Raw genomic sequence first — 4,184 nt, 5'->3', positions numbered from 1 at the left:
CGCGTGATCGGCCTCTTCTCCCAGCGCGGCTACAATATCGAGACCCTGAATGTGGCGCCCACGGAAGACCTGACTCTGTCGCGCCTCACGCTCACCACCACCGGTGACGACAAGACCATGGAGCAGATAACCAAGCAGCTGAACAAACTGGTGGACGTGGTCAAGCTGGTGGATCTCACCGAAGGGGCCCATATCGAGCGCGACCTGATGCTGATCAAGGTCCGTGCCAGCGGCGTGATGCGCGACGAGATCAAGCGCACCACGGATATCTTTCGCGGCCAGATCGTGGATGTGGGTCCGAACACCTATACCATCCAGCTCACCGGCACGGGGGAGAAACTCGACTCCTTTGTCGCGGCGATGGCGGAGGCGGATATCCTCGAGGTAGTGCGCTCCGGGGTTGCGGGTATTTCCCGCGGTGAGAAGGTGCTCAGGCTGTAAGGCACAAAAAAGGGGCTCCGCGGAGCCCCTGGTACTTCAGTAGCGTGTCTTCAAACGATGCGCTTCATCGCCGTCATATAGCCGCGCAGTGTCCTGCCGACCTGCTCCACCGGGTGGCTGCGGATTTTGTCGTTGACTGCGATCAGCTCCTGGTTGTCGACGCCGTTGTCGCCGGCAATGGCCTTGCCGATCACATCGGTGTCGATATTGGCCATGAAGTCCACCAGCAGTGGCCGGCAGGCATGGTCGAACAGGTAGCAGCCATATTCGGCGGTGTCGGAAATCACCACGTTCATCTCGTACAGCTTCTTGCGCGCGATCGTATTGGCGATCAGCGGCGTTTCGTGCAGTGATTCGTAGTAGGCCGACTCGTCGATAATGCCCGTGGCGACCATGGTCTCGAAGGCCAGTTCGACCCCTGCCTTGACCATGGCGACCATCAGGATGCCGTGGTCGTAGAACTCCTGCTCGCTGATCTCGGCGCTGGTGTTGGGGGTGTTCTCGAACGCGGTCTCGGCAGTGGCGGCGCGCCACTTAAGGAGATTGGCGTCATCGTTGGCCCAGTCTTCCATCATGGTCCTGGAGAAGTGCCCGGTCATGATGTCATCCTGGTGCTTCTCGTAGAGTGGACGCATGATGTCCTTCAGCTCTTCCGCCAGGTAGAAGGCGCGCAGCTTGGCCGGGTTGGACAGGCGGTCCATCATGTTGGTGATGCCGCCGTGCTTGAGGCCTTCGGTAACCGTTTCCCAGCCGTACTGGATCAGCTTGGAGGCGTAGCCGGGCTCAATACCTTTCTCCACCATCTTGTCGAAGCAGAGAATCGAGCCGGTTTGCAGCATACCGCAGAGGATGGTCTGCTCGCCCATCAGGTCGGATTTCACTTCGGCGATAAAGGAGGACTCCAATACCCCGGCGCGGTGGCCGCCGGTACCGGCGGCGTAGGCCTTGGCCAGTTCCAGGCCTTCGCCGTTGGGGTCGTTCTCGGTGTGTACGGCGATCAGGGTCGGTACGCCAAAGCCGCGCTTGTATTCTTCCCGCACCTCGGTGCCCGGACACTTGGGTGCGACCATGATCACGGTGATGTCCTCGCGGATCTTCATGCCTTCTTCCACGATGTTGAAGCCGTGGGAGTAGGACAGGCAGCTGCCGTGCTTCATCAGCGGCATGATCTCGGTAACAACCGCCGTGTGCTGCTTGTCGGGGGTCAGGTTGAGTACCAGGTCGGCGCCGGGGATCAGGTCCTGGTAGGTGCCGACGGTAAAACCGTTGTCGGTGGCGTTCTTCCAGGACTGGCGCTTCTCGGCGATGGCGCTGTCGCGCAGGGTGTAGCTGACATCGAGGCCGCTGTCGCGCAGGTTCAGGCCCTGGTTCAGGCCCTGGGCGCCGCAGCCGATGATGACGAGCTTTTTGCCGCGCAGCTTTTCCACGCCGTCGGCGAATTCGGACTGGCTCATGAAGCGGCATTTGCCGAGTTGCTGCAGCTGCAGGCGCAGCGGCAGGGTATTGAAGTAGTTCTGGCCCATGGTGAAAACCTCGGTTGATTGTCAAGACGGCGCTACCTTACGGCAATCCTTGTATTGCGTAAAACGCTAAATAGTTGAAACAGATTTGCGTAAAGCGCAAAATAAACACTATGGATATCCGTGGCCTGCAGGTGTTTCTCTCCGTCGCCGACTCGCTCAATTTCAGCCGCAGCGCCGAGCGCCTGCACCTGAGCGTCAGTGCCGTCAGCCGCACCGTGCAGAGGCTGGAAGACGAGCTGGGGCAGGTGCTGTTGCAGCGGGATCAACGCAGCATGCGGCTGACCCCGGCCGGGCGCGCCTTTCGGGAGTATGCCCAGCGCAGCGTTGCCGAGTGGCAGGATCTGCGGCGGCAGATGCGCGGGGACCAGCAGCTCGCCGGCGAGGTCAGTCTGTATTGCTCGGTCACTGCCAGCTACAGCATTCTGGCGCCGGTGCTGGAGGCTTTCCGCCTGCGCCAGCCCGGCGTCGAGATCATGATGCACACCGGCGACCAGGCCGACGGTATTGAGCGGGTGTTGTCGGGCCAGGATGACGTGGCGGTCAGTGGCAGGCCGGACTATCTGCCTTCGCGGCTTTCGTTCCTGTCCCTGTTGCAATCCCCGATGGTGGTTTGTATGCCCGCCACGGATTGCGCCGTGCGCCGCAGCATGTTGTCCGGGGACATGACGTTACCGGGATTCGACTGGTCGGGCATACCCTTCATTGTCCCTGAGCGCGGGGTGACCAAGGATATGCTCGATAGCTGGCTGGAGCGCCGGGGCAGCAAGCCACGGATTTATGCCCAGGTTGCGGGGCATGAAGCCATTGTCGCCATGGTCGGGCTGGGGCTGGGGGTGGGCATTGCCCCGGAGCTGGTTATCCAGGCCAGTGGCATGGCGGCCCGGGTGACTGCGGTTCCGGTCTGGGAGCCACTGCCGTTGCTGGACATCGGGATGGTCAGCCTGTCCTCCCGGCTGGAGGATCCGCGGGTCGAATCGCTGTGGAATGTGGCACAGCAGACCTACGGCGCCCCCGTTTGATATACTCCGGCCCCTACTTGATCCGGGCATAACAATGAGTGACGCAAGGGACGATAATACCCAGGATGCAGTGCAGGCTGCGCAGGACGATCTGCACGGCGTGGCCCAGCCTCTGGAGCTGATCGTCGACGAGCACGAGGAAGAGGTTTCGGAGAACGGTCGCACGGTGCGCCGCAAGGGCGTGTATCTGCTGCCCAACCTGATTACCACCGGTGCGCTGTTTGCAGGGTTCTATGCTGTTGTCGCGGCCATGCGCGGCGATTTCGAGAGCGCCGCGGTCGCAATTTTTTTCGCCATGGTGTTTGACGGGCTGGACGGTCGTATAGCCCGCATGACCAACACGTCCAGCAAATTCGGTGCAGAGTACGACAGTCTGGCGGATATGGTCTCCTTCGGTGTGGCTCCGGCGCTGGTCATGTTCAGCTGGGCCCTCGGTGAACTGGGCAAGTTCGGCTGGAGCGCTGCCTTCGTCTACGTGGCCTGCGCCGCCCTGCGCCTGGCTCGCTTCAACACCCAGATCGACACCGCAGACAAGAACTTCTTCACCGGGCTTGCCAGCCCCGCCGCAGCGGCCATCATCGCCAGCACGGTGTGGGTCTGCCACGATCTCGGCTGGGTTGGAGAGCAGCTGCCGCTGGAGGTCGCCGTGCTGGTTGCCATTCTCACCGCTGTCACCGGTCTGTTGATGATCGCCAACTTCCCCTATTACAGCTTCAAGAATATAGACTTCCGCGGTCGGGTGCCGTTCGTGGCGATGATCGTGTTGATCCTGTTGATCAGTCTGGTAACCCTGAACCCGCCGAGTATGTTCCTGCTGGGGTTCCTCGCCTACGCGGCATCGGGCCCGGTTATGCAGCTGCAGCGCTGGCGTCGGTCCAGGCAGGATCAGGCCTGAGGAACCTGCGGGTAAGCGCGCGTTTCTACGCGGTAATACCGCCCGAGAAGAATACTTTGAATTATTTTTGGAAAAGGCCTTGCGGGGCCTTCAGCGATACGTATAATGCGCATCCTCGGTTGGGGGCAACCACCAACGAGAAACCGGAAGCCATAGCGCACCGGAGTTATTTAACAAAGAAACGAAGACAGATGTGTGGGCACTTGTTGGGATAGTTGTACGACTATTCAGACACAACAAGTGACTCATCGATTCATTTATGGATTATATGATTTCGAATTGTGTCTGAGCCGAGATTTGGGTGTT

At 60.5% G+C, this 4,184-nt stretch carries 4 protein-coding genes; 3 read left to right on the top strand and 1 reads right to left on the bottom strand.

The window, feature by feature from the left end; genetic code table 11:
- Window positions 1-441, top strand: a 441-nt coding sequence (gene ilvN / locus RJQ10_RS17925; RefSeq protein WP_350148753.1) for an acetolactate synthase small subunit, incomplete at its 5' end; no start/stop codon positions are given.
- Window positions 442-491: 50 nt separating this feature from the next.
- Here ilvN and ilvC read toward each other — a convergent pair.
- On the bottom strand, window positions 492-1,964 hold the full coding sequence (gene ilvC, locus RJQ10_RS17920) for a ketol-acid reductoisomerase (protein ID WP_350148752.1): 1,473 nt from the start codon (window positions 1,962-1,964) through the stop codon (window positions 492-494).
- A gap of 110 nt (window positions 1,965-2,074) precedes the next feature.
- Here ilvC and ilvY point away from each other — a divergent pair, with 110 nt between their 5' ends.
- Together ilvY and pssA are read left to right on the top strand one after the other, a co-directional pair.
- Window positions 2,075-2,983, top strand: coding sequence for an HTH-type transcriptional activator IlvY (gene ilvY, locus RJQ10_RS17915; protein ID WP_350148751.1), 909 nt, complete (start codon window positions 2,075-2,077; stop codon window positions 2,981-2,983).
- 34 nt (window positions 2,984-3,017) lie between these two features.
- Complete coding sequence (gene pssA / locus RJQ10_RS17910; RefSeq protein WP_350148750.1) at window positions 3,018-3,878, top strand: CDP-diacylglycerol--serine O-phosphatidyltransferase; 861 nt, start codon at window positions 3,018-3,020, stop codon at window positions 3,876-3,878.
- The last annotated feature ends 306 nt before the right edge of the window (window positions 3,879-4,184 follow it).

It is taken from the genome of Haliea sp. (assembly GCF_040222615.1).
In the GTDB taxonomy this organism is placed as follows: Bacteria; Pseudomonadota; Gammaproteobacteria; order Pseudomonadales; family Halieaceae; genus Haliea.
The sequence above is the reverse complement of the archived record's forward strand: the minus strand, read 5'-3'. Positions and strand labels throughout refer to the sequence as shown.

Excerpts from the sequence above, each read along its gene's own strand:
- ilvY (WP_350148751.1), top strand. The coding sequence starts at position 2,075 with ATGGATATCCGTGGCCTGCAGGTGTTTCTCTCCGTCGCCGACTCGCTC.
- ilvC (WP_350148752.1), bottom strand. The coding sequence starts at position 1,964 with ATGGGCCAGAACTACTTCAATACCCTGCCGCTGCGCCTGCAGCTGCAG.
- pssA (WP_350148750.1), top strand. The coding sequence starts at position 3,018 with ATGAGTGACGCAAGGGACGATAATACCCAGGATGCAGTGCAGGCTGCG.